This is a genomic window from Bradyrhizobium xenonodulans (genome assembly GCF_027594865.1).
GTDB classification, from domain to species: Bacteria; Pseudomonadota; Alphaproteobacteria; order Rhizobiales; family Xanthobacteraceae; genus Bradyrhizobium; species Bradyrhizobium xenonodulans.
In genome coordinates, this window is the sequence record NZ_CP089391.1 from 5,574,403 (window position 1) to 5,596,043 (window position 21,641).

Here is a 21,641-nt window from a genome sequence, read left to right on the forward strand (position 1 = left end):
AAACAAGAAGGCCCGCAGCATCCCGCGGGCTTGATCCAAACTTCTTTCGATGATGCCATTCTGCCGGTGTTTTGCCCGACGAGTCAAACCTGCCCGCTGGACTTCCGCGTCGGATTCAACCAAACTGCAAGTTGTATTGTAGAAACAGTAAAATTTGAGTTTGCCCATGATTATACCCGGCGCTCCTGTTCCTCCCCCTCTTCCTCCTGCCGATGCTCCCACTCCTGCTTCAAGCAGCATCTCTGGCGGCATGGTGGCTTTGGCGTTGGCCGTAGCTGTCTTACTTGTTAGCGGATTTACGGCTGCTGTTTATTATGGGTCGGAAATTCAAGCGTGGCTAAATAAACACGGCTCGACGGAGTCGGCTTGGAACACCCCTGCTGGAGAAGAACTAATTAGAGCAAACCACCTGCACTTCCTAATTGCCTCAACAATCAGTCAATGCTTCCCCGGCGTTGATTTAGCTTGGGGCAGGGACGGCCCACCGTCCAACGTTTCAATTCCACTGATCCTGGGACTTCAGCCAAGCGGCGAGATTCAATGGCAATCAACGAAGTCGGTGGGTAAGACTGCCACAATTAAACTGACGAATTACCAGCGAACAGTACTCGCCCTAAGCAACGGGACAACATTGCTGCGTATGCAGTTGGCGAGCACGGCTGCAGACACTAAATTCACGAGAAACTTGCTTCAGACGCTGATCGTTGCTGTGAGTGCGCTTACGACGATCCTCGTCACGATGAAGTCAATAATTGACACGGCAGCGTCGAGCAGGACCAGGACCATGCTTGGCATCTTTGCAATAATCGTGGCCGCCGCTGGGACCGCTTTGGCGAGCCTCAATACGGCCGTGACTCCCGGTGAATCCTTCGCCAAAGCGCAACATGCCTTGACACAAGCACGACAGGTTCAACTCGATCTGAATCTTCTTGTCGCCAGCGACAAGAGAATTTGCAAAGAATTCGATCCGGACAAAGCCAACGACCCGCTGGCGAAGAAGATGGCGGAACTGTCCAACAAGGTGAAAGAAATTGTGGCCTCTTCGGAAACAACTGGCACAACTTCGGGAGGCGGATCTCAGACTGGGCAGTCATCTCCCTCTCACCCCTAAACTTCGTTCCGACTCTTCATGGGTCCACCGAAGCCAACGGGCCAAATCAGAGTCCCTCTTGGACGTACAGGCCCAAGAAGCCGCGATTTCGTTGGAACGCTGCATCATGGCAATAATTGAGAAGGCGGGGCGAACTCTCTGGAGGAGGAAGGCGATGCGTTCGATTTTGACGTTGAGCGTTTTGATAAGCCTGTGCGCGGTTGCGAACGCGGCAACCGTGCATCATGGGCACCACCGGCACGCGGTGCATCGTTCGCATCATCACATGATGTACCCATCAGGTCGAGCCTCGGGTTTTGCCTATGCGCCACGTCAATACTACCGGTCCGCACCATATTACCAAGGCTACAGCGAGCCATATTATGGTGCTTCGCAGGGCTACGCGCCTGGCGAGAAGCAGAGATTTCTTGAGAGCGTGCTCAACCCTTATTAGGGCGCGTACTCATAAATCGTCGGCGATGTTCGCTTCGCGCCGCGGCCAACCAAATTTGTGCAACTGCAACAAATGTCGCGATGGCCAAATTCAGAAATGCGTACGCCATGTCCGGATTTGGTCTCCGAGGAACGACTACGCTGGTCCTCTGTTGGTCAATTCATTCGGACAGCAAAGGAACACGATCATGGACCGTGAACACGTTAAAGGCGCGGCCGACAAGGCCAAGGGCGCAATCAAAGAGGGCGCCGGTAAGCTTACTGGCGACAAAGATATGGAGGCCGAAGGCAAGATCGATAAAGCTAAAGGGGCCGCCCACAACGCGGCGGGCGACGTGAAGGATGCAGCACGGGATGCCGCTGACGCCTTGAAAAAATAGCGAAGACGTAAGACCAAACTGCCGCCTCCGGGCGGCCATTTCTTTCGCATCGGGCTCTTTCACTGGGGTCCACGACCTAGTTTGTGCGGCGGGATCGCATTCGGCTCGAACTCTTGTTCTCAAGCAATGCGTGATCGGGATTGTCAGGCGCCATTGAGGGCCCCGTCCCCGGCGGCAGCATCACTTGTGAAGTCTCAGGAGGGTCGGTTGCGTCGTCTTCAACGGTGAACATCGGATCATCGGGTGCACGATCACGCGTTCGATTCGATGCAGCAATTCGAGCGGCGCCTTGTCGGTTGCCAAGGGCTGCACCGGCTTGCCCCATCCTCTGTCGAGAATAGCGTTTGCTGCGGCAACGCAGGCAAACGCATTCGTTGTCTCTCGCTGCATGATCGAAACAAGCACATTGAGCGCGGCTTCGGTCTTGGTTCTCGCCAACAACTCAATGTCCGCCGTCGTGGGAGCTTTAACATCTTCGCTGGCCACGCGCTGTGCAATCGGCTGATACAACTCAACTCGTCTGTTCACCCTGCTGGTCATTCTGCATTCTCCAAGTAAACGCAGAAATTCAGGAAACAAAAAGCCCGGTGCGGATTGCTCCGCGCGGGCCGAACCAAACACTTTCGATGATGCCATTCCGCCGGTGTTTTGCCCGACGTGTCAAACGACTGGTCGCGAACGATACATGCACGGCGTGGCATTCAGTTTTACTCCGAACGAAGTAGTGGCCGTATCCAGCGCGAGAACCACTCCTCAACGTCATTGCGTGGACTGCCAGGACCATCCACTCCGAAGATCGGTGGCGGAACGAGGTAGCTCGGCTCATCCGCGAATATGCTTATCGGCTTGCTCGTCTGCGGTGGCCGACCGTCAGCGGTCGGCACGGTCCAGTTGCCAAACCGCTCGTTGAATTCCGTGGAAGGCAGATACGGCACTGGCGCGCTCCCCGATGTGAAGACGCTACCCGCGTTCGACTCGTTGACGCGGGTAAGGCGCCGGGCCTCTTCGGGCGCGACTGCTCGAGGTGCAGGAGTGTCCGGCACTTTGTCCACGTTCGCGGGCTGGGCAGGCACAGTGCCAGTTGGCGTATCGGTCCAATTTCCGAAGCGATCGGTAAAGGTAAGGGCCCGCTCGGTTTTCGAGCCAAGAACCCTGCTCTCGCTTTGCGGTGATCCAGACTGTTCGAGAAAATTGCCCCAACCATTACCAAGGGGTTGAGCAGGAGGGCTAACCGCGAACGGGTTGTAAGGAGCCGCGCCGTTGAAAAATACGCTGCTGTCTGCAACCATGTTATTGCTGGAACTGGTTGCCGAGAAAGCGGGTCGGGTGAGGGCGGCAGTAGCCAAGCCTGAGAGCAAGGCAGCGCCAAGGCTTTGTGTTCCAGGTGCCATCATGGCGCCCACACCAAGCACACCTGCTCCCATCAGCAACGCAGAACCTTGATCAGGAGGTGCCTGCGGTCCAAGCACCTGCGATCGATCAGAGAGATACGTGAGGGGCTGGCCTACCTCTGAATGGAATTGCGATACTTGTGGCTCCGGCGGCATGGCCACGCTCGGAGGCACTTGCATCAGACCTTGCCAATCTGAGGGAGGGACCGGAAAGCCTGGCAGTCCATAGGTGAGAAGCGGATTACTTGGTGTAAACCCTTCCGGCTTGTTCAATCCCTCAAGAGAAGGCGGAATGAAACCGGGCAAGCGAGCGTCGACAAAGGGAGGAACGAGGCCCGGAAGTCCGGGAACAGGGCCGACAGGGGTGAATTGCAGCGAGATCGGGGAGCCGCCCTTCTTGAATCGGTTTAAAAGTTGGATCCTTTCTGCCATGCTGAGAACGCTGGTCGGTGACAGAAGAGGGAAATCCAAGGCCGCGTCCGGCTGGCCGGCGTTGGAGAACTGGTCGATCGTCTCCTGCATCTGCTGTATTTGCGTTTGATTGTCGGCGGCATATTTTCTCCAGTTTCCGAACCATTGCTCATTCGCCGCATTTGCCTTTTCTAACGTCATCTCCCTAGGGGTGTTGGCAAATAGATGGCCGTTCGCCAACGCGTACTTGGCAGCAGCCACAAGTGCGTTCACATCCGAAGCTATCTCATCCCGCTCACGCGTATCACCAGCAAGAGCCGCAGCGTACCTTGGAGATTCTTGGACCTCCTTTAGATACTCGCAGAATCCCTTGTAGTACTTTCCGAGATGCCCACCCGTATGGGGGCTCGCACTTAGATCGGTTGCCAGCCTCTGAGTCGGGGGTAGAGACATACGATTCCTGATCGCGTCAAGATTGAACCTATCAGCCAAAAAATCGATGACCGGGTGGCCGGCGAAATGCTTGGGAAAGACGTGATGATTTGGAAACATGAAACCGCTACTTCCTGCCGTACGCCGGCATCCGAGCTGCTCCTGAGTTGCAGCCGGTGTTTCTGATTTTGAATGCTTTTGAGTGGCCAGCCGCGATTGAAGCCGGCGTGCTGCGCGTCATATCGGGACGGCCGAACCAGAAGACCTTGCTCCTCGGCACATATCCGCTGTCGACGTCGGCGTCTGCTGGACCACATCGGGACAGCAGCAATTTGGGCTACAAATGAGATCAGGGATTCCACCGGCGCTGACGTCGCGCAAGCGGACTTCGAACGCGCAATTTTCGCCGCAGCGAATGGCTGAAGCCAACGCGACCTTAGACGAGCCTCAACGCTAGACTGCTACGATCGGGATCACCCCCAATTGACGTAGGGATTTCCGAATCTCAAACCTCTCAGCCCGGCAGCCTTACAGGCGTCCTTCATTGCTTGATCGCAAACAACTCGATTTAAAAAGCGGGCTCGGAAAATATGAGCCGAACCGATGGCCTCTTCTCGAAAGACGAAGCTGGAAGTCGCCATGTTATCGTACCGCCTGAAATCTGTCCCATCATCCAGGATTACGACGTTCGACTTTTCCTCGTCGATGACATCGAGCTGGCGCACGATGTCGCAAAGCCAGTAAACAGGTGCACCCCCACTCAGTGACCGCGTTTCGCACCTCAGGAACGCCACACCGTCTCTATCGACGGCCTCCAGAACGTTCTTCATCCGATCAGACACGAGCCAAAAGTCGTGAAACAGCTCCCAATCGACCGGCGGCCGCCCGAGAGATTTGTCGATCAGCAACCGTGGCGTTTCGGCGAGCGGAGGAAAGCTTCGCTTGCCCCGTGGTGAATGGAGGGGGACCCGGCCGGCGCCAAGGGCGACCAGATTCTCCATTTCCCAACCGGGGGGCTTGTGAATTCTGAAATCCAGTCCGACTCTGTAGAGTTTCGGCGCCTTTTTCTTTCGCCTTTCATTACCGGACGCGGCCATTGATTATCGCTCCCTTCGCCTATCCGCTCGGATCATCGCATTTATCGCGCCGAAGGCAGAACCAATTCCAACGCCAACAATAAAGCCCGCGGCATCCGCCGCGGGCTTTATCCGAACTGATCTCGATGATGCCATTCTGCCAGTGTTTTGCCCGACGTGTCAAACAATCGATCTGAACGGAATGCTCGCAACCTCTTTCGAGATCCTCCCACGCTCACACCAGATCGTCGCTACAGAAAAACACGGGCATGCCACCGAACTGATCGGAGTTCTTGTGTCGAACCGTGAAGCGCTCGCGCGCGCTGCCGCCAAACGTGTCACCGTTTTTGACCACAGGGCCGTGCTCGACCAGATAGACGGCTAGACCGTCCACCTTGCTGACGAGTGTTGGAAGGGGCAGCTTGTGGGTCTCGAACTGAATTTCACGTTCGCTGAAGGCCGAAAGTCCCATCGTCACTGCGCCAATGCCCGACTCTGATCGGAACGGGAGTATGTCGATCCACAGCGAGACGGGATAGTCGGGGTATGGCGCAAACGATCGGCTGGACAAGTCCAGCCAAAGATCCGCGGATCGTGCGACCTTGCCATTCCAGACCACGGCGCAACATTGCGGCATGGTCGCGATCAACGCGCCGATGACGGCCGTCGTCAGACGAGCGGTCGGCACTGCTTGCTGGTTTTGGCCGAGCACCGAAACGATCAGATGCCCCCGGTGGCGCGCCGCGACCGCCTTGGCCTGCGGCCATATCGTGGACGCGCGCGACCACAGGCCGGGATCCTCCGGAATGGGTGCCGGCATCGACATCACCGCCACAAGTTCGTTGCCGCAACGAATGAGCGGCGAACCCTGGCGAGCTCCTTCCTCGCCGCCTCCTTCCACCTCCATCGGCAGTTCGGGATCTCGCGCGCGGATAGCCGCGGCGAGCGCGACCATGTCGGGCGTTGCGGGAGATTCCAACAAGACCAGGGCGAGAAAAGACTTACTCATCGGTCGCCTCAGACGTTACAGGCGTGACTGATGATCAATCACGGCTCGCTCACAGGTTGAGCTTTTGCAGCATAGAACAAAACAGGAACAATGTCAACGCGCGTTCGCCGCGCACTTCGCTCTTCCGGCGTTCTCCAGATTGCGCGAAAGTCCCGCATGCCCTGCCAATATCCCGAACCCACACCCATGTTCTCAATCCACGTCGACGACCTCACCTCTGAGCCGACCCGCCGCCTGCTCGCGCTGCACCTCGCCGGCATGCACGCGAGCTCGCCGCCCGGCAGCGTGTTCGCGCTCGACCTCTCCGGGCTCACCGCGCCCGGCGTCACCGTCTGGTCGGTTCGCGAGGGAAGCGAGGTGGTCGGCATCGGCGCGCTGAAGGAGTTCGGCGACGGCAGCGCGGAGGTGAAGTCGATGCGGACCCATCCCGATCATCTGCGTCGCGGCGTCGCGGCGCTGCTGCTGGACCACATCGCGCGCGAGGCCCGCGCGCGCGGCCTGAAGCGCCTCAGTCTCGAGACCGGAAGCGGACCTGCGTTCGAGCCGGCGCTGGCGCTGTATCGCAAATATGGCTTCGTGAACGGCGACGCCTTCGCCGACTACCGGCCGAGTGCCTTCAACCAGTTTCTGCACCTGAAGCTCCCGGCTTGATCGTATCGCATGACCTCGTCGCGATCGCGCTCGGGGCAGGACATGAGTAATCGGCTCAAAAGGCTCAAGCCTCTCCCGGCCGGCCGCTGAAGGATTCTTCGAGGCACCCAACAAATGATGGCGACTCGGCGCCGGCACAGGCGTAGGGTTCGATCATCACCGCAAGGTCCGTGGCATTCACCGGTGATGAGAACGCCGATTGCGCTCCCGCCCTGCTCGCATGAGGGAGTAGCGCCATGCTGAAACGTCGTCGTTTCAAGCAAACCAAGACACTTCAGGAGCGGCTGGCCGACGAGGCCGCACGGCTTCGCACGGAAGCCGGCGCGCTGGCGCCCGGACGCCGCCGCGAGATATTGCTGCGCCGGGCGCGGCAGGACGAGACGGCCATGCAGATCGAGGCCTGGCTGCATTCGCCCGGCCTGAGGGCGCCGACATGACCCAGCAATACCGCGCCTATCTGATCGGGCAGAACGGCGTCTTCCAGTCCGCCGAAGCGTTCGAGGCCCAGTCCGATGCATCCGCCCTCGAGGTCGCTCAGCAGTACACGCGCCGCGGCGATGTCGAGGTATGGCAGCTCAGCCGCAAGATCGGCCTCGTAAAACGCAACGAGCGGACCGGCATCGCCTGACGGGCAATTGTGCAGCCCGCGCTTACGCCGCCTGCGGCACCTGCGCCGCCGTCCGCTCGACCCGTCCTTCCAGCATCGCGATCGAGGTGCGCAGATTGTCCCTGCGCGCGCGCAAGGTCAGGGCAAGCATGGAATAAGTGGGGCTGCCGGGATCGTCATTCCGGGCATTGCGCTCCTCGTCGGCGATGTCGCGCTCCAGCATCTGGAGCCGCCAGCGCAGGTCGGAAATCAGGGCATGGAGCTGCAAGGACGCGGACGCTTCGAAACGGGACGTTGACTGCATGGGATCGCCTCAATCTGGAGCAGCCCGAATGGCCGGGCCGGGATTGAAAAGCTGTGCAGCAAGAGGGATGCCAATCGGGTCGTACCACCGTTCGGGCGAACGAAGCGATACCAGGAACCAGCCTTACTCTTCCGCGAGCTTCGCCTCGATATAGGCATCCACCGTTTCGGCAAAGGAGCGCTGCACGCCGACCGCGGTGCCGTGCTGGTCGAGCGCGTCGCGCTGGAGCACGCGCAGGCCGCGCCCGCGGAAGCTGGCCGGCGCCGTGTTCAGATATTGATCGATGGCGCCCTTGGCGAGCGGGATGGCCTTCGGATCTCCCCTTGCGATCAACAGACGCAAGAGGCTCTGGCATTCGGCCAAGCCGGGCATGGGATCAGCCTTCAGCCGCGCGAGGATTTCGGCCTCGGCCGCTTGACCGGCTGGGTGTGGGTGCCGAACAGCGCCAGCAGAAACGCGACTTCTTCCTTCGAACCGATCTGGATCATGATGATCTCCCTTTCGCTCCGTTGGTCGGGACGAGCGGGCGCGCCGTTCAGGACAATCGGGTTTCAGGAGTGTTTCAGGCGTGTTTCGTCGGGGCGATGAAGCCGGCGCCGTCTTGGGACCCAGCATTCCGATACTGCCATCATGCCCCTGTTTTGCCCGACGCCGCAAAATTTATTCAAATGCAGCAAGACGGATTCGGCGGAACGAAATTCCTTCGCGCCATGCTGGGACATGTCCCTTGCGAGTCCATTGCGAGGACGCCTGGAGGAGTTGGAGAGACCACGATGTACTACGTCGCCGCCGCATTGCTGGTGCTGTCGGGACTGTTCTACTCGGCGAGCCATCACGAGCTCGGCCAGTTCGGCGTGAATGTCTGCTCCTATGGCAGCACGTTCTGCGACAGTCCGGTGATCGTCTTCACCGGCGGCGCGCTGGCCGCCGCCTGGGGCATGTTCGTCAGCATCAAGTAACAGCCGCTGCTTGGAAACGCCGAGGCTTACGTCTCGTTGTTCTTGTAACGCTTGCGCACGATGCTGTCGGCGACGTGCCGCTCGGTGCGGCTGCGGTAGTGGTTGCGCAGCACGCCGTAGATCAGCGCCGCCAGCAGGATGAAGGCGCCGATGAAGAAGACTGCTTCCAGGCCCATGATGCCCTCCGTTTAAATCCCTCTGTTGAACGCGCTATGCCGACAATTCCTTGCGGACGGCCGCGGCCGAATTGCCGACCTTGTCGACGGCCTTCTGCAGCTCCTCCTTCGTTACGCCGAGCGCGTGCGTCCAGTACTTGACCTCGAAGGCCTCGTGCATGTTGATCTTGCTGCGGTCCGGCTGCTCGCGCTTCGTCAGATTGTCCATTGCGTCTCCTCCTCATCGAAGGCAAAACGCCGCGATGGACCGGCCGTTCCTAACCGGCCCGGCGAGGCTCACACGTTCAGCCACAGCATGGACGCGAGCACCGCGGAAAACAGAAACAGACAGACGATCGCGATTCGGAAAACCAGGTCGGCGACCAAGCCGTACCCCCATTGTGTGATCGGTGCAGATTCTTTGTCTGGCATGACGTACGATCCCCCGCCTTGGGCGACGCAGGGGCTGCCCCGTGGCGCTGCTTGCGACGGCCGCAAACAGCCATCAAGCTGCCACCGTAACGCGCCAACTTCGCCTTAGTTCCAGGTTGGAAACCCGACGGACATCCGAGCTCCCCCAGCCGTTCGGGGGATGAACGTCTCGCTGATATCCATGCGCACGTTGCGAATGGCGCGACAGGCCTCCATGGTCGCCCGGTTGCCTTCCTGCATGAAGCTCAGCAGCAGCGAGCGCCGCCGCGCACCGGAGCGGTTGCAAGTCGCGCCATGCGGCAGGTCGGCGTCGAACACCAGGATGTCTCCGGCCTCACCGGCCGTGATCAGGGACAACGTCTCGGCCGGCTCGCGATCGGCAAAGCCTTGATCGAGATGACGCGGCACGACGCGCGTTGCGCCATTGGTCGGCCCGTAAGGATCGAGGAAGACCAGCGCGGAGACGGCTTTCGTGCCCGCGCCGTCGCGGTGCAGAGGCTGATGGCCGCCGTCCTTCAGCGGTTCGCGGCCCTCCACCTGGGCGAAAAAGAACGGGCCGCCCAGCATCCGCGCCGTCGCCGCCAGCAGCAACGGCAGGCGGCAGGTCCGCTGCACCGTCGGATCGAGATCGACGAGCGCATGGCGCCACCCGGCGCCTCGCGGTGCGGCCCATTGGTCGCCGGTCCCCACGCCCGCATCGAACGCGGTGCGCAACGCATCGCGCCATGCCGCGGGGACGGCGCCCCGCAGCAGCAGGTAGCCGTCGCGGTCGAGGGCGGCAGCTAGCTCCGTGTTCAGAGGATCGACCTTGGTGGGCTTCGGGCCGAGGTTCATGCCGCTCCCTACAATCTAAACGTGCGGTCCGCAAGGGCGTCGCGCCGACGCGACGCTCGTTTCAAAAATGGAGGACGGCCCATTGCCTTCAACGGACAGCACGACGCCGGCCGCTGGAGGAACTTTGCGGCTATGATCGCGCTTAAGACCCAATTCGCAATTCCGGAAGGTGAGCCCTGTCGAACCGATCCAAACACCGTCCGGCCAGGCACGACGGCGCCGAGGCGCCGGCACAGTCGGGGCCGATGCTGCTCAAGCGGCTCGGCCCCGGCCTCATCACTGGAGCTGCCGACGACGATCCGTCGGGCATCGCGACCTATTCGCAGGCCGGCGCGCAATTCGGCTACGGGCTGCTCTGGACCGTGTTTCTGACCCTGCCGTTCATGATCGCGATTCAGCTCGTCAGCGGGCAGATCGGCCGGGTCACCGGCAAAGGTCTCGCCGCCAACGTCGTGCAACTCGCGCCGCGCTGGATCGTGCTGGGGCTCGTCTCGCTGCTCGTCATCGCCAACACCATCAACATCGCCGCCGACATCGCCGCGATGGCGGAGGCGCTCTCGCTGGTCATCGGCGGGCTCAATCACGAGCACGCGCTGATCTTCGCGGCCGGCTCGACGCTGCTCCAGGTGTTCGTGCCCTATCGCCGCTATTCGCCGGTGCTGAAATTCCTGACGCTGGCGCTGTTCGCCTATGTCGCCACCGCCTTCACGGTGAAGATCCCCTGGAGCACCGCGCTGCTCGCCGCGGTCTGGCCGAAGGCGAACATCAGCGCCGAGTATTTCCTGATGGTCGTCGCCGTACTCGGCACCACCATCAGCCCCTATCTGTTCTTCTGGCAGGCCTCGCAGGAAGTCGAGGAGATGAACCAGGGCAAGCGCGACAGGCCGTTGCGCGACCTTCCGAGCGGCGGCGACCCTGAAATCGCGCGCATCCGCTTCGACACCATCGTCGGCATGCTGCTCTCCAACTGCATCGCCTTCTTCATCATCCTGACCACGGCGTCCGTGCTGAACGCCAATGGCGTCACGAAGATCAACTCGGCAACCGAAGCCGCCGAAGCGCTGCGCCCGCTCGCCGGCGACTTCACCTTCGCGCTGTTCGCGATCGGCATCATCGGCACCGGCCTGCTGGCGATCCCGGTGCTGGCGGGCTCGGCGGCTTACGGCGTCGCGGAGATCTTCGGCTGGCGCGCCACGCTGGAGGCGAAGCCGGAGAAAGCGGTCGGCTTCTATACGATCATTGCGGCCGCCACCATCATCGGCTTCGGCCTCGGCTTCACCGGTATCGACTCGATCCACATGCTGGTATGGAGCGCAGTGCTCAACGGCATCGTTGCCGTGCCGATCATGGCGATGATGATGCTGATCGTCTCGAGCCGCGCGATCATGGGCCGCTTCAAGGCCCGGCCATGGCTGGTCGCACTGGGCTGGCTCGGCACCGCGCTCATGGCGCTGGCCGTCCTCGCCCTGCTCGGCTCCTCATTGATCGGCTGACTGGACCGGCGACGCGATGACGAAGGCCGCGACCACGGCCGGCACGCTGACGACCGCGTCTTACGGCGTCACGGGATTGACGGTCGGGGACGTCTTCGGCCCCGGCCGCTCCGGCTCGACCGGCGATTTGGGTTCGGTCGGAAGCACCTTGGCGCCGGCGGCGTGCGCGGCCTCGCCCGTGGTTGCATACATCGCAACGTGAGCCGGCTGCGTCTTGGCACGATTCCAGGGCCCATGATCAACGATGAGCATCGCAGCAATCGTCACGCCGGCCACGATCAGCGCGATCACGCCGGGATGGCGAAACGCCGAGGACATGGAGTTTGTGAAGCGAGTGGTTGCCATCGAATGACCCATACGTTTTTCCTCTCGCAGGTTAATTCAATTGCGCCCCGCGAGTTCCACCGTCTGCCTAAGCAAGTTCCGAGCCACTGGGTCGAACCTGATCGCCTCAGGGCAATCACTTTTTCACATCCGGCCGCGCGTCGCCGACGAATCTGTCGCGGTTCGGCATTTTGACGGCGGCAAGCGATGTTGCATCGAGCGTCGCATCCGCTCCCACCAGCCCGTTCAGGTTCAAAACAAACGCGGACACCGCATACACGTCCTCGTCGCTCAGCGACTGCGGCGCGTTCTGCGGCATGGCGCGGCGGATATAATCGAACAACGTGGGCGCATAAGGCCAATAGCTGCCGACGGTGCGGATCGGCTTTGGCGTCCCGATCGTGCCCTGACCTCCGGCGAGCCGATCGCCCAGTCCGCCCTCGCCTTTGTCGCCATGGCATGAGGCGCATTGCTGCGCAAACACCTCGCGCCCGTGGCTGACCGAGCCGCTTCCCTTCGGCAGATTGCTGCCGTCGCGTCCGATATCGATATTCCAGCCCGCGATCTCCGCAGCCGTCGCCGGGCGACCGATGCCATACGGGCTTTGTGCCAGCGCTTCGCTTGCGAAGGCACAGAGCACGATTGCGGCAGCGATGCCACAAGTCTCACGCCAGTGCATTGGTCACCTCGCCGTTCTCAGCGACGCGCCAGGGCCAGATCGCATTGTTGTGGTAGAAATAATTCTCGCCGCGCACCGCAAGCAACTCAGCCAGCGTCGGCTGCACATAGCCGGTCTCGTCGATCGCACGGCTCTGAATCACCGCAGGTCTGCCGTCCCATCGCCAGGGCAAGCGGAAGCGCGTCAAGGCACGCGTGAGCACCGGCTCCTGCAAGCGCGCGTCCTGCCAGCTCCTGCCGTCATCGATGGATATTTCGACGCGCGCGATCTTGCCATGCCCGCTCCAGGCGATGCCGGTGATCTCGTGAAAGCCGGGCGCGTTCAGGCGCTGGCCGCCCGAGGGGCGCGTGATGATCGACTTCGCCTCCATGTAGAAAGAAAACTCGCGCGCGGTGCCGTCGGGCAACAGATCCGTGTATTTCGAGGTCTCCTCGCGCGAATAGACCGGCTCCGCGGTCACATGCAGGCGACGCAACCACTTCACGCTCATATTGCCCTCGAAGCCCGGCAGGAACAGCCGCAGCGGATAGCCCTGCTGCGGCCGCAGCCGCTCCCCGTTCTGGCTGTAGACCAGCATGGCGTCGTCGAGGCATTTCTCGATCGGAATACTGCGGGTCAGCGCAGCCGCGTCGGCACCCTCGGCGACGACCCATTTGGCCTCCGGCTTCAGCCCGGCTTCCTGGAGCACCAGCTTGAGGCTGACGCCGGTCCATTCTGCACAACTCACAAGGCCGACCAGGTCCGATGCCGTCTTGCCGTAAGGTTTGCTGTAGCCGGGATTGCCGGAGCATTCGAGGAAGTGAATGCGCGACTCCGACGGAAAGCGCCGCAGATCGTCAACGGTGAAGATCAGCGGCCGCTCGACCAGGCCATGCAGCATCAGCCGATGCTGCGCCGGATCAATGGTCGGAACCCCACCATGATGCCGCTCGTAGAACAGTCCGTTCGGCGTGATGATGCCATCGAGCTCCTGCAATGGTGTCCGGCTGGAGGCAGAGATGTATTGCTTGAGAGACTTCGAGATGTTCTTGACGACCCCCTTCTCGAACGGTGACGGCGAGCCATAAGGCTGGCCTGCCGTCGGATCGCCCGGCGCCTTCATCCATTCGGGAATGTTGGGTGGAAGATTGTCGGTTTCAGCGGCGGCCGATGCGGTCGCGCCAAAAACGGTGCCGCCCGCCACGACGGCACTGCCGCGTAGAAAATGGCGGCGCGTCGTTTCTGCGGATTTGTCGTCGGAGCCGATCGTGCTGCTCATTGCGGATCCTCGTCTGAAGCGCTCTCCGCATCAAACCTTCCGCGACGTGCATTTGCAATTCGCGCCTGTTTCAAAAACAGGCGATTTCGATCTGGACTGATCTAAATCGGCCAGCCGCGACAGCAGTTCCCTTCTTCGCAGCGCACAAACGGCTCGTGCGTCACTCGCCCGGCGCGATCGCGTTGCTCGGCGTCGGCCGGTCGGCGATCTGCTGGCCGAACAGGCTGCCGATCAACTCGACGGCCGTGCGCGCGGTTCGACCGCGCTCGTCCAGGAACGGATTGAGCTCGACGATGTCGACCGACCCCACCACGCCGGAATCGTGCAGCAGCTCCATGATGAGATGCGCCTCGCGATAGGTCGCCCCGCCCGGCACCGTGGTGCCAACGCCCGGCGCCACGCACGGATCGAGGAAATCGACATCGAAGCTGACATGCAGCACCCCATTGCTCGCCTTGACCCGCTCGATGACGCGCCGGATCAGCACGGCGACGCCGAACTCGTCGATCTGGCGCATGTCGACGACCCTGATCCGGCGCGTGCGCATCAGCTCCTTTTCGAGCTTGTCGATCGAACGCGCCCCGAACAGGTCGAGCCTGTCGGGATCGATCGAGGCGCGCGGATCATCGCCGAGCAGGCCGTCGAGGCCGGGTTCGCCGCACAGGAACGCCGCCGACATGCCGTGCATGTTGGCGGTGATTGTCGTCTCCGGCGTATTGTAGTCGGCATGGGCATCGAGCCAGAGCACGAACAGCTCGCGTCCGCGCTCCTGCCAGTGGCGCGCCATCGCGTTCACCGACCCCATCGACAGCGTATGGTCGCCGCCGAGGAAGATCGGCAGCGCACCGGTCTTGGCGATCTCATGCCCTTTGCGGCTCAGCAGGCGCGTCCAGCGCTGGATCTCGCGGTAGTGATTGGCCTTCTCCGGCGGCCGGTCCGAGAGATCCCTGACCTCGGAGACCGAGAGATCGCCGTAGTCGACGACCTCGAAGTCGAGGCTCTCCAGAAGTGTTGCAAGACCGGCGGTGCGCAGCGCCGCGGGGCCCATCAAGGTGCCGCGCTGCGAAGCTCCCATGTCGATGGGCGCGCCGAGCAAGGCGATGCGCCGGGGTCGATCCGTCACGGTCCGATCGGTCACGGCAATCTCCTGAGATCAGCAAGGCTGCACCAGCCTAACAGAGATTCGCACCCGTCGTTTCACGGGGATTTATCGGCGAAAACGCTTCTTGGAACGAATTCCCGCAACCCGCATTTCCTTTGTAAGGCCGGCACCCGCCGTTCAAAACGGCGCCTCTCGCGGATAGCCAAAGGTCTCCGGACCCGCTGTTCAAAACGAGCGCACGCGCGGATAGCCAAAGGTGCCGGTCTCAATTTCTTCGCCAACTCTGGAGGTCGCGAGCTTGAGCACGGAAATACCGCAGCCCAATCCCCAGCCCGGCGTGGCCGAGCGTGCCATCGACGCAGCGTCCGACGTCTCCCACACCATCGGCGAGGTCGCAGGCGGTTTGCGCGCCGCCGTCGATCGCCTCACCTACGTGATCGATGAAGCGCGAAAGCCGGGACGGCCACTCTCGACAGTCGCCGCGATCACGCGCGAAGCGCCGCTCGCCAGCCTGTTCATCGCGTTCCTGTTTGGTGTCGCGATCGCGCGCCGACGCTAGCGGTCAGGAATGAGGCGGTTCAGGCAGCGCTGACCGCCTCCAGCCGCGCCGCCAGGAACTGCTTCTCAAACGCCACGGCAGGCATCGGCCGGCCAAAGAAATATCCCTGCCCTTCCTCGCATCCCATGCTGACAAGGAAGTCGGCCGTCGCACGGTTCTCGATGCCCTCAGCCACGACCGTCAGTCCAAGCTGCTTGCTGAGGCCAATCGTCGAGCCGACGATCGCGGCGTCGTCGGAATCGGCGAGCAGGTCGAGCACGAACGACCGGTCGATCTTGAGCCCGTCCAGCGGAAACTTCTTCAGATAGCTCAGGCTCGCATATCCCGTGCCGAAATCGTCGAATAGGACGCGGACGCCGAGCTGCTGGATTCGCTTGAACATGTCGAGCACGCGGCTCTCGTCATGCAGCAGGATATCCTCGGTGACCTCGAGTTCGAGCAGCGACGGCGTGAGCCCCGTGGTTTTCAGCAGCGCCGCAACCGAATGCGCGAGATCTCCGGAGTCGAGCTGCGACGGCGACAGGTTGATCGCGACGCGCACGCCGTTGCCGGACAATTCCCAAGCGCGCGCCTGACGGCAGGCGGTCTCCATCACCCAGCTCGCGATCCGCTCCGACAGGGCCGAGGTGTTGACCACCGGCATGAACTCGCCGGGCGAGACGTAGCCGCGCGCAGGGTGCCGCCAGCGAATGAGTGCTTCGGCGCCGACCAGGCTGCCGTCGACCAGGCGAACCTGGGGCTGGTAGAACAGTTCGAACTCGCCGCGATCCGCGGCAAGCGCCAGTTCACTCTCCAGCGTCAGCCGGTTCTCCAGCTCCTGCCTGATCGCGCTTTCGAAGATCACATGGCTGCCGCGCCGGGTCATCTTTGCCCTGCTCAGCGCCAGGTGACCGTTGCCGAGGAGATCGTCGGCATTCTGTCCACCTTCGGGATAGACGGCGACGCCGATGCTGACCCTGACGCGGTGTTGGCGCGCGCCCGTTGCAAGCGGCGCTTCGAATGCGCGCGCGATCCGCTCGGCGAATTCCACGATCGGCTCGCCGGTCTCTGTACAGTCAAGCGCGATGGCAAATTCGTCGCCGCTGAGCCGGGCGACGATCGCCTTGCCATCAACTTCGGTCTTCAGACGCTCGGCAACGGCGCGCAGCACCAGGTCGCCGGCCGAATGGCCGAGCATGTCGTTGATCTGTTGGAAGCCGTCGAGCCCGAGCACGAGCAGTGCGACGTCGGAGGACCGCCGCTCCGCAGCAGTGATCAGGCAGGCAAGACTCGCATGCAACATGTTGCGATTGGCAAGACCAGTCAGCGCGTCATGTTCGGCGAGATATCTGACGCGTTCGGCCTCGCGCTTGCGGACCGAGATGTCGCGCAGGATCGCCCCGTACTGAAAGCCATCCGTTCCCTGCCAGCCGGAGAAACTCGCCTCGACGGGGAAGGTTTCACCGTTCTTGCGCCGCCCTTCGAACTCGACGACGACGGCGCCGCCGGGGACCAGAAGCGCTTGGCGCGCGGCGTCGTGCATTGACGGCCTCGCGCCTCCGTCCGTCGGCACTGCGCACAGCGTTTCGAACGGGCGTCCGATCATCTCGGCCGGCATGTAGCCGAAGATCGCGCTCGCGCCGGGATTCCATACCGTAATCCGGTGATCCTCGTCGGTGCAGACCAGACCGTCGCCGAGCGACATCGCGATGCGATGAAAGCGGCTCTCGGCGATGCGACCCAGGAGACCGCGGAAATCGATCTCGTCGAGCGCAATCGCCGTCAGATAGGCAATGATCGCGATATGAAACAGCGACGTGTCGACGATGAGCGGCCAGCTTGCCTGCACAAGGACAGCAGCCAGCTCGGCGCCCACACCCGCTGCAATCAGGATCGCGACGCGAATACCCGATGCAAAGCGGCGCCACGCGTACATCATCAGCAGGCAGATCAGGCCGAGGCCCATGATCATGCCGGCATCGGACGTCCAGCGCAGCATCCGGTTCTGGAGGATCGATTCCGCCGCCAGCGCCTGGAGGACGGGCCCCGAGACGATCTTGCCATTGGGAACACTGAACCGGTCGCCCAGCTCGAGCGCCGTGGCACCGACGATGATCTTCTTGTCTCGCAGCTTGTCCAGCGTCGCAGTGTCGCCGCGCAGCACGTCAGAATAGGAAACACTTGGGATGGACGCCGCGCGAATGCCGAAATCGAGCAGGAAGGGCGGCCGCCGATTGGCATCCTGTCCGGCCAGCACGACAGCCATCGACGGCATCTGGGCATCGCCGAGCTTTTCGCCGACCGGATAGCGGCGGACGCGCCCGTCGGATTCGACGGCAACATTGACGACGGCCGGCCACGACTGGTTGCTGAACGGCTTCAGGGGACGATTGATGTGAGCCGTCCCCCCGTTCGGCGTCGGCTGCTTGAAAGACGGAAGGATCGTCGAACCGCCGACCTCCCGAAGCGCCTTGACAAAGGTCTCGTCGGAGGCCGGATCCGACGGCGTGCTGAAATCGACGTCGAAGGCAACGTCCTGCGCGCCCGCGGCCTCGAGTCTGTGCAACAGCTCAGCGTGCAGCCGGCGCGGCCAGGGCCACACCCCGATCTGGTCGATCGAGGGCGCGTCGATGGCCACCACGACGACTTTGCCGGTGGCCGCACGCGATTGCCAGGCGAACCGCAGATCGGTGAGCGCGTTGCGAAGCGCGCCATGCCATCCCGTGGACAGCACGACCGCCAGCGCGATCACGACCAGAATATGCGGCCGATAACGTTTCACGTGATCCTCCCGCGCAGCCGCGTCCGCGGGTGCGCCCCTCATCCCCTAGGAAGTCGCTTCAGTGTCGGTTGTGGCCGTAGGCATTGCCGTGGCCGTTGCTGCCGTTACCGCCACCGTTCCCATTATTGCCCCTGCCGTTACCAGTGGCACCGCTGTTGCCGTTGTTGCCTTGGTTTCCGTTATTGCCGTTACCGTTATTGCCATTATTCCCGTTGCCATTATTGCCGCCGGACACGTCGCTGGTTGAACCAGCGGTGGTCGCGACAGTCGTGGTCGCACTTGACGACGTTGACGTGGCACTGGCCGCGGATGCACTGCTGCTCACGGTGACCGCCGTTACATTGGAGCTGTTGGCGGCCGTGGTCGTCGTATTCGCCTTCGTATCGCTCCAGACCGTCCCGGTGCTGGCATTCGCATTCCGCACGCGGCCGCCTTCAACGGCGCCGTGGGCGAGTCCGTTCGTGACTTTGTGGACGTTCAGCTTGACCTCGCCCAGCGAGCTCGATATCCGCACGATTCCGGCCTTCGGCGTGTGAACCGCGGCTGCCTGATGCGATTGCTTCGGGGCGCCGACCGCCTTGGTCCCCTTGTCGATCGGACCAAGTGCGTGAATTGCATGGCCGTTCGCAGCGTTACGCGGTGCGGACAGGCCCGATTTCGGTACGGGGACGCGCTCGATATTGGACGCACGCGGCTTGCCAAGCTCGATCGGATTGAACGTGCCGGCACCGCTCAGGCTGAGGCCGGGTTTACCGTGCTCGAAGACGGTGGCCGCTTGTCCCGGCAATATCTGGGCGATCTGTCCGGTCTTGAAGTCGGAGACCTCGACCTGACCGCGAAGCACGCCGACCTTGGTGCTGCCCTGCCCCACGGTCACGCTGAACTGCGTCCCCTTGACCACGGCAGCGAGATAGGGCGTCTCGACCTCGAAATGCTTGACGTTGCGCTTCTCGACCTCGAGCAGGATGGCACCCGCCTGCTGGATAATGGTGGTCGACAGCCCTTCCTTCTTCTCGGCCGGCAAGCCGACCACCGAGTTCGGAGAGATCAGAATCGTTTCCTCACCGCGGACGAGCAGCACACGTCCGTTGCGCCCGGTGCGAATGGTATCGCCCGGTTTCAGCGTCCCTTCCTGACTCAGCGACACCGGCTGCGCACCGTTGGCGGCGAGCCAGACGTCGCCCGAGGACTTGCTGACCGACCAGACGCCGTCATCCGTGGCGGATGCGCCGGAGGCCGTTCCCAGGATCAGCGCGGCCACGAAGGCGCACCGCATTCCAACTCTGCCCAGCATGACAATCCTCAGTCCGCGTTACAATCAGTCCTGAGGCGTATCCGAAATCACTCAACATAGACTTAGCGGGAAGCAGCGAGCGGAGCGGCCGCATTAACGTTTCATTGACCATAAAAACCTATGAAAAATCATGCGGCTAACGAACTCTTACCGGCTCATGGGCGCTTCTCCGTCAAACTACGGGGAGCGGCTCGTTGCGCGCGTTGAGAAGCGGCATCTCCTTACCGCGCTGGTGTTGGCAGCCCCGATTTTCACCGGCGTGCCGCAGGCGCTCGCGCAGCAGGCGAACCAGCCTGGCTTCGACCCTCGGCAGCCGGAGAAATACTTTGAAAACCAAACCGAGCGGGAATCGCTGACCCGTCCTCCGGTCAGGCTGCCGACGGTCGGCGAGCCCAGCACCGGCGGTGATACCAAGCCGCAATTCGTGCTCCGCGGCGTCGATGTCAGCGGCGCCCACGCCGTGGCCCACGATCGCATCGCCGCAGTCTATCAGGCTTATCTCGGCAAGAAGGTTTCGCAAGCCGACCTCGCGGCGATCGCAGGCGCGATCAGCGATCTCTACCGCGGAGCCGGCTTCCACTTAAGCCGCGCAATCGTGCCGCCGCAGGACATTGCCGACGGCCGCGTCCGGATCCAGTTGATCGAAGGCGCCATCGTGCAGGCCGAGCTGAAAGGCGACGGCGCCGAACAGTTCGGCGTGAGGCCGGTGCTCGGGCCGGTTCTGGCCGAGCAGCCATCGCGCCTGGCAACGCTCGAACGCCAGCTCTTCCTCATCAATGGCAGGCCCGGCGTCCGGATCACCGATACTGCGCTGGAAGAGATCGGCGGTACGACCGGTCGCTTCCGCCTTGTCGTCCATTTGAAGACCTGGCACGTGTTCTCGTCATTCGGCCTGGACAATCTCGGCTCGTCGTCAGTCGGCCCGTGGCAGACCTATGCGACCGGCGCGTTCAACTCCTACCTTGCGCCCGGCGACACGCTGGCGGTCAACCTGTCGACCATTGCCAACGACCCGCGCGAGCTCGGCTTTGCGCGGCTGTCCTATGATGCGCCCGTCGGTGTCGACGGCGTGCGTCTCGGTGCCTCCGTCCTGTACAGCGCGGTGCGGCCTGGTGATGCCCGCCGCCTCGACAGCGACATCACCACGACCGAGGCATTCGAGCTGCGTGCCAGCATCGTCCCGCTACAATCGCAATCCTCCTCGCTCACCCTGACGGCGGCGACGACCTTCAGCAACGTGTCCGAGCACGATCTCTATGGCCCCTGGTACAACGACCATATCAGGACCGCGAGCCTGACTGCCGACTACCGGCTCCAGGATCGCTTCGGCGGCACCAATTTCGCGACGCTGACCTACCGTCAGGGCCTCGACGTCTTCGGCGCCTCGCATTTCAACGACGATCTGCTGTCGCGCGACGGTGCCGCCTCGAACTTTTCGGTCCTGAACCTCTGGTTCACGCGCTACCAGACGCTCAACGACGCCTGGTCGCTCAAGCTCTCCGCGGCGAGCCAGACGGCATCCCGGCCGCTCTTCACCTCGCAGCAATTCTATCTCGGCGGCGCCGCCTTCGGCCGGGGCTATGGCGCAGCCGAGATCAGCGGCGACAACGGTCTGGCCGGCTCGCTCGAGCTGCGTTTCGACCAGAAGCTCAATTTCCGCTACTGGACCGGCTATCAGCTCTACGCCTTTGGCGACGCCGGCGCAGTCTGGAACGACGGCTATCGCCTGAGCGAAGGCCTGGCGCTGACCTCGGCCGGAGCCGGCGTGCGGTTCTTCCTGCCGGACGATCTCCAGGCCGATCTCGGCGTGGCCGTCCCATTGAGCTACCGGGCACCCGACAACGAGCGCCGCAGCCCGCGCTTCCTGCTCACCCTGTCGAGCGCGTTCCGGCTCTGTCCCGAACGCGGCAGAGGCGGCTGCCTCTAGCTGCATGAACTTGGGCCACCGCACGCCTTGATGCGGCCCTTTTGCGACGCTTCTCACAGA

General features: G+C 62.4%; 26 protein-coding genes. 10 read left to right on the top strand and 16 right to left on the bottom strand.

Features of this window, described 5'->3' with window-relative positions; genetic code table 11:
* Positions 1 to 166 precede the first annotated feature (166 nt).
* The 3 genes from I3J27_RS26520 (at position 167) to I3J27_RS26530 (ending at position 1,923) form a co-directional block, all read left to right on the top strand.
* Positions 167 to 1,111, top strand: a complete 945-nt coding sequence (locus tag I3J27_RS26520) for a hypothetical protein (RefSeq protein WP_270161840.1) — start codon at positions 167 to 169, stop codon at positions 1,109 to 1,111.
* 154 nt (positions 1,112 to 1,265) lie between these two features.
* Positions 1,266 to 1,544 (top strand): hypothetical protein, encoded by a 279-nt coding sequence (locus tag I3J27_RS26525; RefSeq protein WP_270161841.1) that lies wholly within the window; start codon positions 1,266 to 1,268, stop codon positions 1,542 to 1,544.
* A gap of 187 nt (positions 1,545 to 1,731) precedes the next feature.
* The gene (locus tag I3J27_RS26530) at positions 1,732 to 1,923 is read left to right on the top strand and encodes a CsbD family protein (RefSeq protein ID WP_212240885.1); all 192 of its coding nucleotides are present in this window, start codon (positions 1,732 to 1,734) and stop codon (positions 1,921 to 1,923) included.
* Between the two features lie 180 nt (positions 1,924 to 2,103).
* On the opposite strand, the gene I3J27_RS26535 is transcribed toward I3J27_RS26530, so the two are convergent.
* The 4 genes from I3J27_RS26535 to I3J27_RS26550 all read right to left on the bottom strand — a co-directional run bounded on the left by I3J27_RS26535 (position 2,104) and on the right by I3J27_RS26550 (position 6,242).
* On the bottom strand, positions 2,104 to 2,559 hold the full coding sequence (locus I3J27_RS26535) for a hypothetical protein (RefSeq protein WP_270161842.1): 456 nt from the start codon (positions 2,557 to 2,559) through the stop codon (positions 2,104 to 2,106).
* Between the two features lie 71 nt (positions 2,560 to 2,630).
* On the bottom strand, positions 2,631 to 4,277 hold the full coding sequence (locus tag I3J27_RS26540; protein WP_270161843.1) for a hypothetical protein: 1,647 nt from the start codon (positions 4,275 to 4,277) through the stop codon (positions 2,631 to 2,633).
* A 353-nt stretch (positions 4,278 to 4,630) separates the two neighbouring features.
* Positions 4,631 to 5,254: an imm11 family protein gene (locus I3J27_RS26545; protein ID WP_270161844.1), complete on the bottom strand. Its 624-nt coding sequence runs from the start codon at positions 5,252 to 5,254 to the stop codon at positions 4,631 to 4,633.
* Positions 5,255 to 5,468: 214 nt separating this feature from the next.
* Positions 5,469 to 6,242 carry a DUF4261 domain-containing protein gene (locus I3J27_RS26550; RefSeq protein WP_270161845.1) on the bottom strand — a complete coding sequence of 258 codons (774 nt, stop codon included), beginning with the start codon at positions 6,240 to 6,242 and terminating at the stop codon, positions 5,469 to 5,471.
* Positions 6,243 to 6,428: 186 nt separating this feature from the next.
* Between I3J27_RS26550 and I3J27_RS26555 the strand changes: the two genes are divergently transcribed.
* The 3 genes from I3J27_RS26555 (at position 6,429) to I3J27_RS26565 (ending at position 7,521) form a co-directional block, all read left to right on the top strand.
* Complete coding sequence (locus tag I3J27_RS26555; RefSeq protein WP_270161846.1) at positions 6,429 to 6,893, top strand: GNAT family N-acetyltransferase; 465 nt, start codon at positions 6,429 to 6,431, stop codon at positions 6,891 to 6,893.
* A gap of 236 nt (positions 6,894 to 7,129) precedes the next feature.
* Entirely contained in the window at positions 7,130 to 7,330 is a 201-nt protein-coding gene (locus tag I3J27_RS26560; RefSeq protein WP_270161847.1) for a hypothetical protein, read from the top strand.
* On the top strand, positions 7,327 to 7,521 hold the full coding sequence (locus I3J27_RS26565) for a hypothetical protein (RefSeq protein ID WP_270161848.1): 195 nt from the start codon (positions 7,327 to 7,329) through the stop codon (positions 7,519 to 7,521). The genes I3J27_RS26560 and I3J27_RS26565 overlap by 4 nt, the downstream gene beginning before the upstream one ends.
* 22 nt (positions 7,522 to 7,543) lie before the next feature.
* Here I3J27_RS26565 and I3J27_RS26570 read toward each other — a convergent pair whose 3' ends face one another.
* Both I3J27_RS26570 and I3J27_RS26575 read right to left on the bottom strand, forming a co-directional pair.
* Positions 7,544 to 7,804, bottom strand: a complete 261-nt coding sequence (locus tag I3J27_RS26570; protein WP_270161849.1) for a hypothetical protein — start codon at positions 7,802 to 7,804, stop codon at positions 7,544 to 7,546.
* Positions 7,805 to 7,927: 123 nt separating this feature from the next.
* Positions 7,928 to 8,176 carry a hypothetical protein gene (locus tag I3J27_RS26575; RefSeq protein WP_270161850.1) on the bottom strand — a complete coding sequence of 83 codons (249 nt, stop codon included), beginning with the start codon at positions 8,174 to 8,176 and terminating at the stop codon, positions 7,928 to 7,930.
* A 401-nt stretch (positions 8,177 to 8,577) separates the two neighbouring features.
* Between I3J27_RS26575 and I3J27_RS26580 the strand changes: the two genes are divergently transcribed.
* A complete protein-coding gene (locus I3J27_RS26580) occupies positions 8,578 to 8,763 on the top strand; it encodes a hypothetical protein (RefSeq protein WP_270161851.1) in 186 nt (61 codons plus the stop codon).
* 26 nt (positions 8,764 to 8,789) lie between these two features.
* On the opposite strand, the gene I3J27_RS26585 is transcribed toward I3J27_RS26580, so the two are convergent.
* The 4 genes from I3J27_RS26585 to I3J27_RS26600 all read right to left on the bottom strand — a co-directional run bounded on the left by I3J27_RS26585 (position 8,790) and on the right by I3J27_RS26600 (position 10,184).
* A complete protein-coding gene (locus I3J27_RS26585; protein WP_270161852.1) occupies positions 8,790 to 8,939 on the bottom strand; it encodes a hypothetical protein in 150 nt (49 codons plus the stop codon).
* Positions 8,940 to 8,973: 34 nt separating this feature from the next.
* Positions 8,974 to 9,147 (bottom strand): DUF3606 domain-containing protein, encoded by a 174-nt coding sequence (locus I3J27_RS26590; protein WP_270161853.1) that lies wholly within the window; start codon positions 9,145 to 9,147, stop codon positions 8,974 to 8,976.
* 68 nt (positions 9,148 to 9,215) lie between these two features.
* Positions 9,216 to 9,350, bottom strand: coding sequence for a hypothetical protein (locus I3J27_RS26595; protein ID WP_270161854.1), 135 nt, complete (start codon positions 9,348 to 9,350; stop codon positions 9,216 to 9,218).
* 105 nt (positions 9,351 to 9,455) lie between these two features.
* A complete protein-coding gene (locus I3J27_RS26600) occupies positions 9,456 to 10,184 on the bottom strand; it encodes a phytanoyl-CoA dioxygenase family protein (RefSeq protein WP_270161855.1) in 729 nt (242 codons plus the stop codon).
* Between the two features lie 245 nt (positions 10,185 to 10,429).
* On the opposite strand from I3J27_RS26600, the gene I3J27_RS26605 reads away from it, so the two are divergent.
* Positions 10,430 to 11,677 (top strand): NRAMP family divalent metal transporter, encoded by a 1,248-nt coding sequence (locus tag I3J27_RS26605; RefSeq protein WP_270161856.1) that lies wholly within the window; start codon positions 10,430 to 10,432, stop codon positions 11,675 to 11,677.
* Positions 11,678 to 11,737: 60 nt separating this feature from the next.
* Here I3J27_RS26605 and I3J27_RS26610 read toward each other — a convergent pair whose 3' ends face one another.
* From I3J27_RS26610 to rocF, 4 genes are all read right to left on the bottom strand, one after another.
* Positions 11,738 to 12,022, bottom strand: a complete 285-nt coding sequence (locus I3J27_RS26610) for a hypothetical protein (protein ID WP_270161857.1) — start codon at positions 12,020 to 12,022, stop codon at positions 11,738 to 11,740.
* Positions 12,023 to 12,137: 115 nt separating this feature from the next.
* The gene (locus I3J27_RS26615; RefSeq protein WP_270161858.1) at positions 12,138 to 12,680 is read right to left on the bottom strand and encodes a c-type cytochrome; all 543 of its coding nucleotides are present in this window, start codon (positions 12,678 to 12,680) and stop codon (positions 12,138 to 12,140) included.
* Entirely contained in the window at positions 12,667 to 13,938 is a 1,272-nt protein-coding gene (gene soxC / locus I3J27_RS26620; RefSeq protein ID WP_270161859.1) for a sulfite dehydrogenase, read from the bottom strand. Before soxC ends, I3J27_RS26615 begins: the two co-directional genes overlap by 14 nt.
* Before the next feature lie 160 nt (positions 13,939 to 14,098).
* Positions 14,099 to 15,076 carry an arginase gene (gene rocF / locus I3J27_RS26625; RefSeq protein WP_270161860.1) on the bottom strand — a complete coding sequence of 326 codons (978 nt, stop codon included), beginning with the start codon at positions 15,074 to 15,076 and terminating at the stop codon, positions 14,099 to 14,101.
* Between the two features lie 262 nt (positions 15,077 to 15,338).
* Between rocF and I3J27_RS26630 the strand changes: the two genes are divergently transcribed.
* Entirely contained in the window at positions 15,339 to 15,599 is a 261-nt protein-coding gene (locus I3J27_RS26630; RefSeq protein WP_270161861.1) for a hypothetical protein, read from the top strand.
* 19 nt (positions 15,600 to 15,618) lie between these two features.
* On the opposite strand, the gene I3J27_RS26635 is transcribed toward I3J27_RS26630, so the two are convergent.
* Entirely contained in the window at positions 15,619 to 18,360 is a 2,742-nt protein-coding gene (locus tag I3J27_RS26635; protein ID WP_270161862.1) for an EAL domain-containing protein, read from the bottom strand.
* A gap of 58 nt (positions 18,361 to 18,418) precedes the next feature.
* A complete protein-coding gene (locus I3J27_RS26640) occupies positions 18,419 to 19,654 on the bottom strand; it encodes a FecR family protein (RefSeq protein ID WP_270161863.1) in 1,236 nt (411 codons plus the stop codon).
* A 130-nt stretch (positions 19,655 to 19,784) separates the two neighbouring features.
* Between I3J27_RS26640 and I3J27_RS26645 the strand changes: the two genes are divergently transcribed.
* Positions 19,785 to 21,581, top strand: coding sequence for a ShlB/FhaC/HecB family hemolysin secretion/activation protein (locus I3J27_RS26645; RefSeq protein WP_270161864.1), 1,797 nt, complete (start codon positions 19,785 to 19,787; stop codon positions 21,579 to 21,581).
* The last annotated feature ends 60 nt before the right edge of the window (positions 21,582 to 21,641 follow it).

What these genes read in the sequence shown, in the direction of transcription:
- I3J27_RS26520 (WP_270161840.1), top strand. Translation starts at nt 167, where the DNA reads ATGATTATACCCGGCGCTCCTGTTCCTCCCCCTCTTCCTCCTGCCGAT.
- I3J27_RS26525 (WP_270161841.1), top strand. Translation starts at nt 1,266, where the DNA reads ATGCGTTCGATTTTGACGTTGAGCGTTTTGATAAGCCTGTGCGCGGTT.
- I3J27_RS26530 (WP_212240885.1), top strand. Translation starts at nt 1,732, where the DNA reads ATGGACCGTGAACACGTTAAAGGCGCGGCCGACAAGGCCAAGGGCGCA.
- I3J27_RS26535 (WP_270161842.1), bottom strand. Translation starts at nt 2,559, where the DNA reads ATGGCATCATCGAAAGTGTTTGGTTCGGCCCGCGCGGAGCAATCCGCA.
- I3J27_RS26540 (WP_270161843.1), bottom strand. Translation starts at nt 4,277, where the DNA reads ATGTTTCCAAATCATCACGTCTTTCCCAAGCATTTCGCCGGCCACCCG.
- I3J27_RS26545 (WP_270161844.1), bottom strand. Translation starts at nt 5,254, where the DNA reads ATGGCCGCGTCCGGTAATGAAAGGCGAAAGAAAAAGGCGCCGAAACTC.
- I3J27_RS26550 (WP_270161845.1), bottom strand. Translation starts at nt 6,242, where the DNA reads ATGAGTAAGTCTTTTCTCGCCCTGGTCTTGTTGGAATCTCCCGCAACG.
- I3J27_RS26555 (WP_270161846.1), top strand. Translation starts at nt 6,429, where the DNA reads ATGTTCTCAATCCACGTCGACGACCTCACCTCTGAGCCGACCCGCCGC.
- I3J27_RS26560 (WP_270161847.1), top strand. Translation starts at nt 7,130, where the DNA reads ATGCTGAAACGTCGTCGTTTCAAGCAAACCAAGACACTTCAGGAGCGG.
- I3J27_RS26565 (WP_270161848.1), top strand. Translation starts at nt 7,327, where the DNA reads ATGACCCAGCAATACCGCGCCTATCTGATCGGGCAGAACGGCGTCTTC.
- I3J27_RS26570 (WP_270161849.1), bottom strand. Translation starts at nt 7,804, where the DNA reads ATGCAGTCAACGTCCCGTTTCGAAGCGTCCGCGTCCTTGCAGCTCCAT.
- I3J27_RS26575 (WP_270161850.1), bottom strand. Translation starts at nt 8,176, where the DNA reads ATGCCCGGCTTGGCCGAATGCCAGAGCCTCTTGCGTCTGTTGATCGCA.
- I3J27_RS26580 (WP_270161851.1), top strand. Translation starts at nt 8,578, where the DNA reads ATGTACTACGTCGCCGCCGCATTGCTGGTGCTGTCGGGACTGTTCTAC.
- I3J27_RS26585 (WP_270161852.1), bottom strand. Translation starts at nt 8,939, where the DNA reads ATGGGCCTGGAAGCAGTCTTCTTCATCGGCGCCTTCATCCTGCTGGCG.
- I3J27_RS26590 (WP_270161853.1), bottom strand. Translation starts at nt 9,147, where the DNA reads ATGGACAATCTGACGAAGCGCGAGCAGCCGGACCGCAGCAAGATCAAC.
- I3J27_RS26595 (WP_270161854.1), bottom strand. Translation starts at nt 9,350, where the DNA reads ATGCCAGACAAAGAATCTGCACCGATCACACAATGGGGGTACGGCTTG.
- I3J27_RS26600 (WP_270161855.1), bottom strand. Translation starts at nt 10,184, where the DNA reads ATGAACCTCGGCCCGAAGCCCACCAAGGTCGATCCTCTGAACACGGAG.
- I3J27_RS26605 (WP_270161856.1), top strand. Translation starts at nt 10,430, where the DNA reads ATGCTGCTCAAGCGGCTCGGCCCCGGCCTCATCACTGGAGCTGCCGAC.
- I3J27_RS26610 (WP_270161857.1), bottom strand. Translation starts at nt 12,022, where the DNA reads ATGGCAACCACTCGCTTCACAAACTCCATGTCCTCGGCGTTTCGCCAT.
- I3J27_RS26615 (WP_270161858.1), bottom strand. Translation starts at nt 12,680, where the DNA reads ATGCACTGGCGTGAGACTTGTGGCATCGCTGCCGCAATCGTGCTCTGT.
- soxC (WP_270161859.1), bottom strand. Translation starts at nt 13,938, where the DNA reads ATGAGCAGCACGATCGGCTCCGACGACAAATCCGCAGAAACGACGCGC.
- I3J27_RS26640 (WP_270161863.1), bottom strand. Translation starts at nt 19,654, where the DNA reads ATGCTGGGCAGAGTTGGAATGCGGTGCGCCTTCGTGGCCGCGCTGATC.
- I3J27_RS26645 (WP_270161864.1), top strand. Translation starts at nt 19,785, where the DNA reads ATGCGGCTAACGAACTCTTACCGGCTCATGGGCGCTTCTCCGTCAAAC.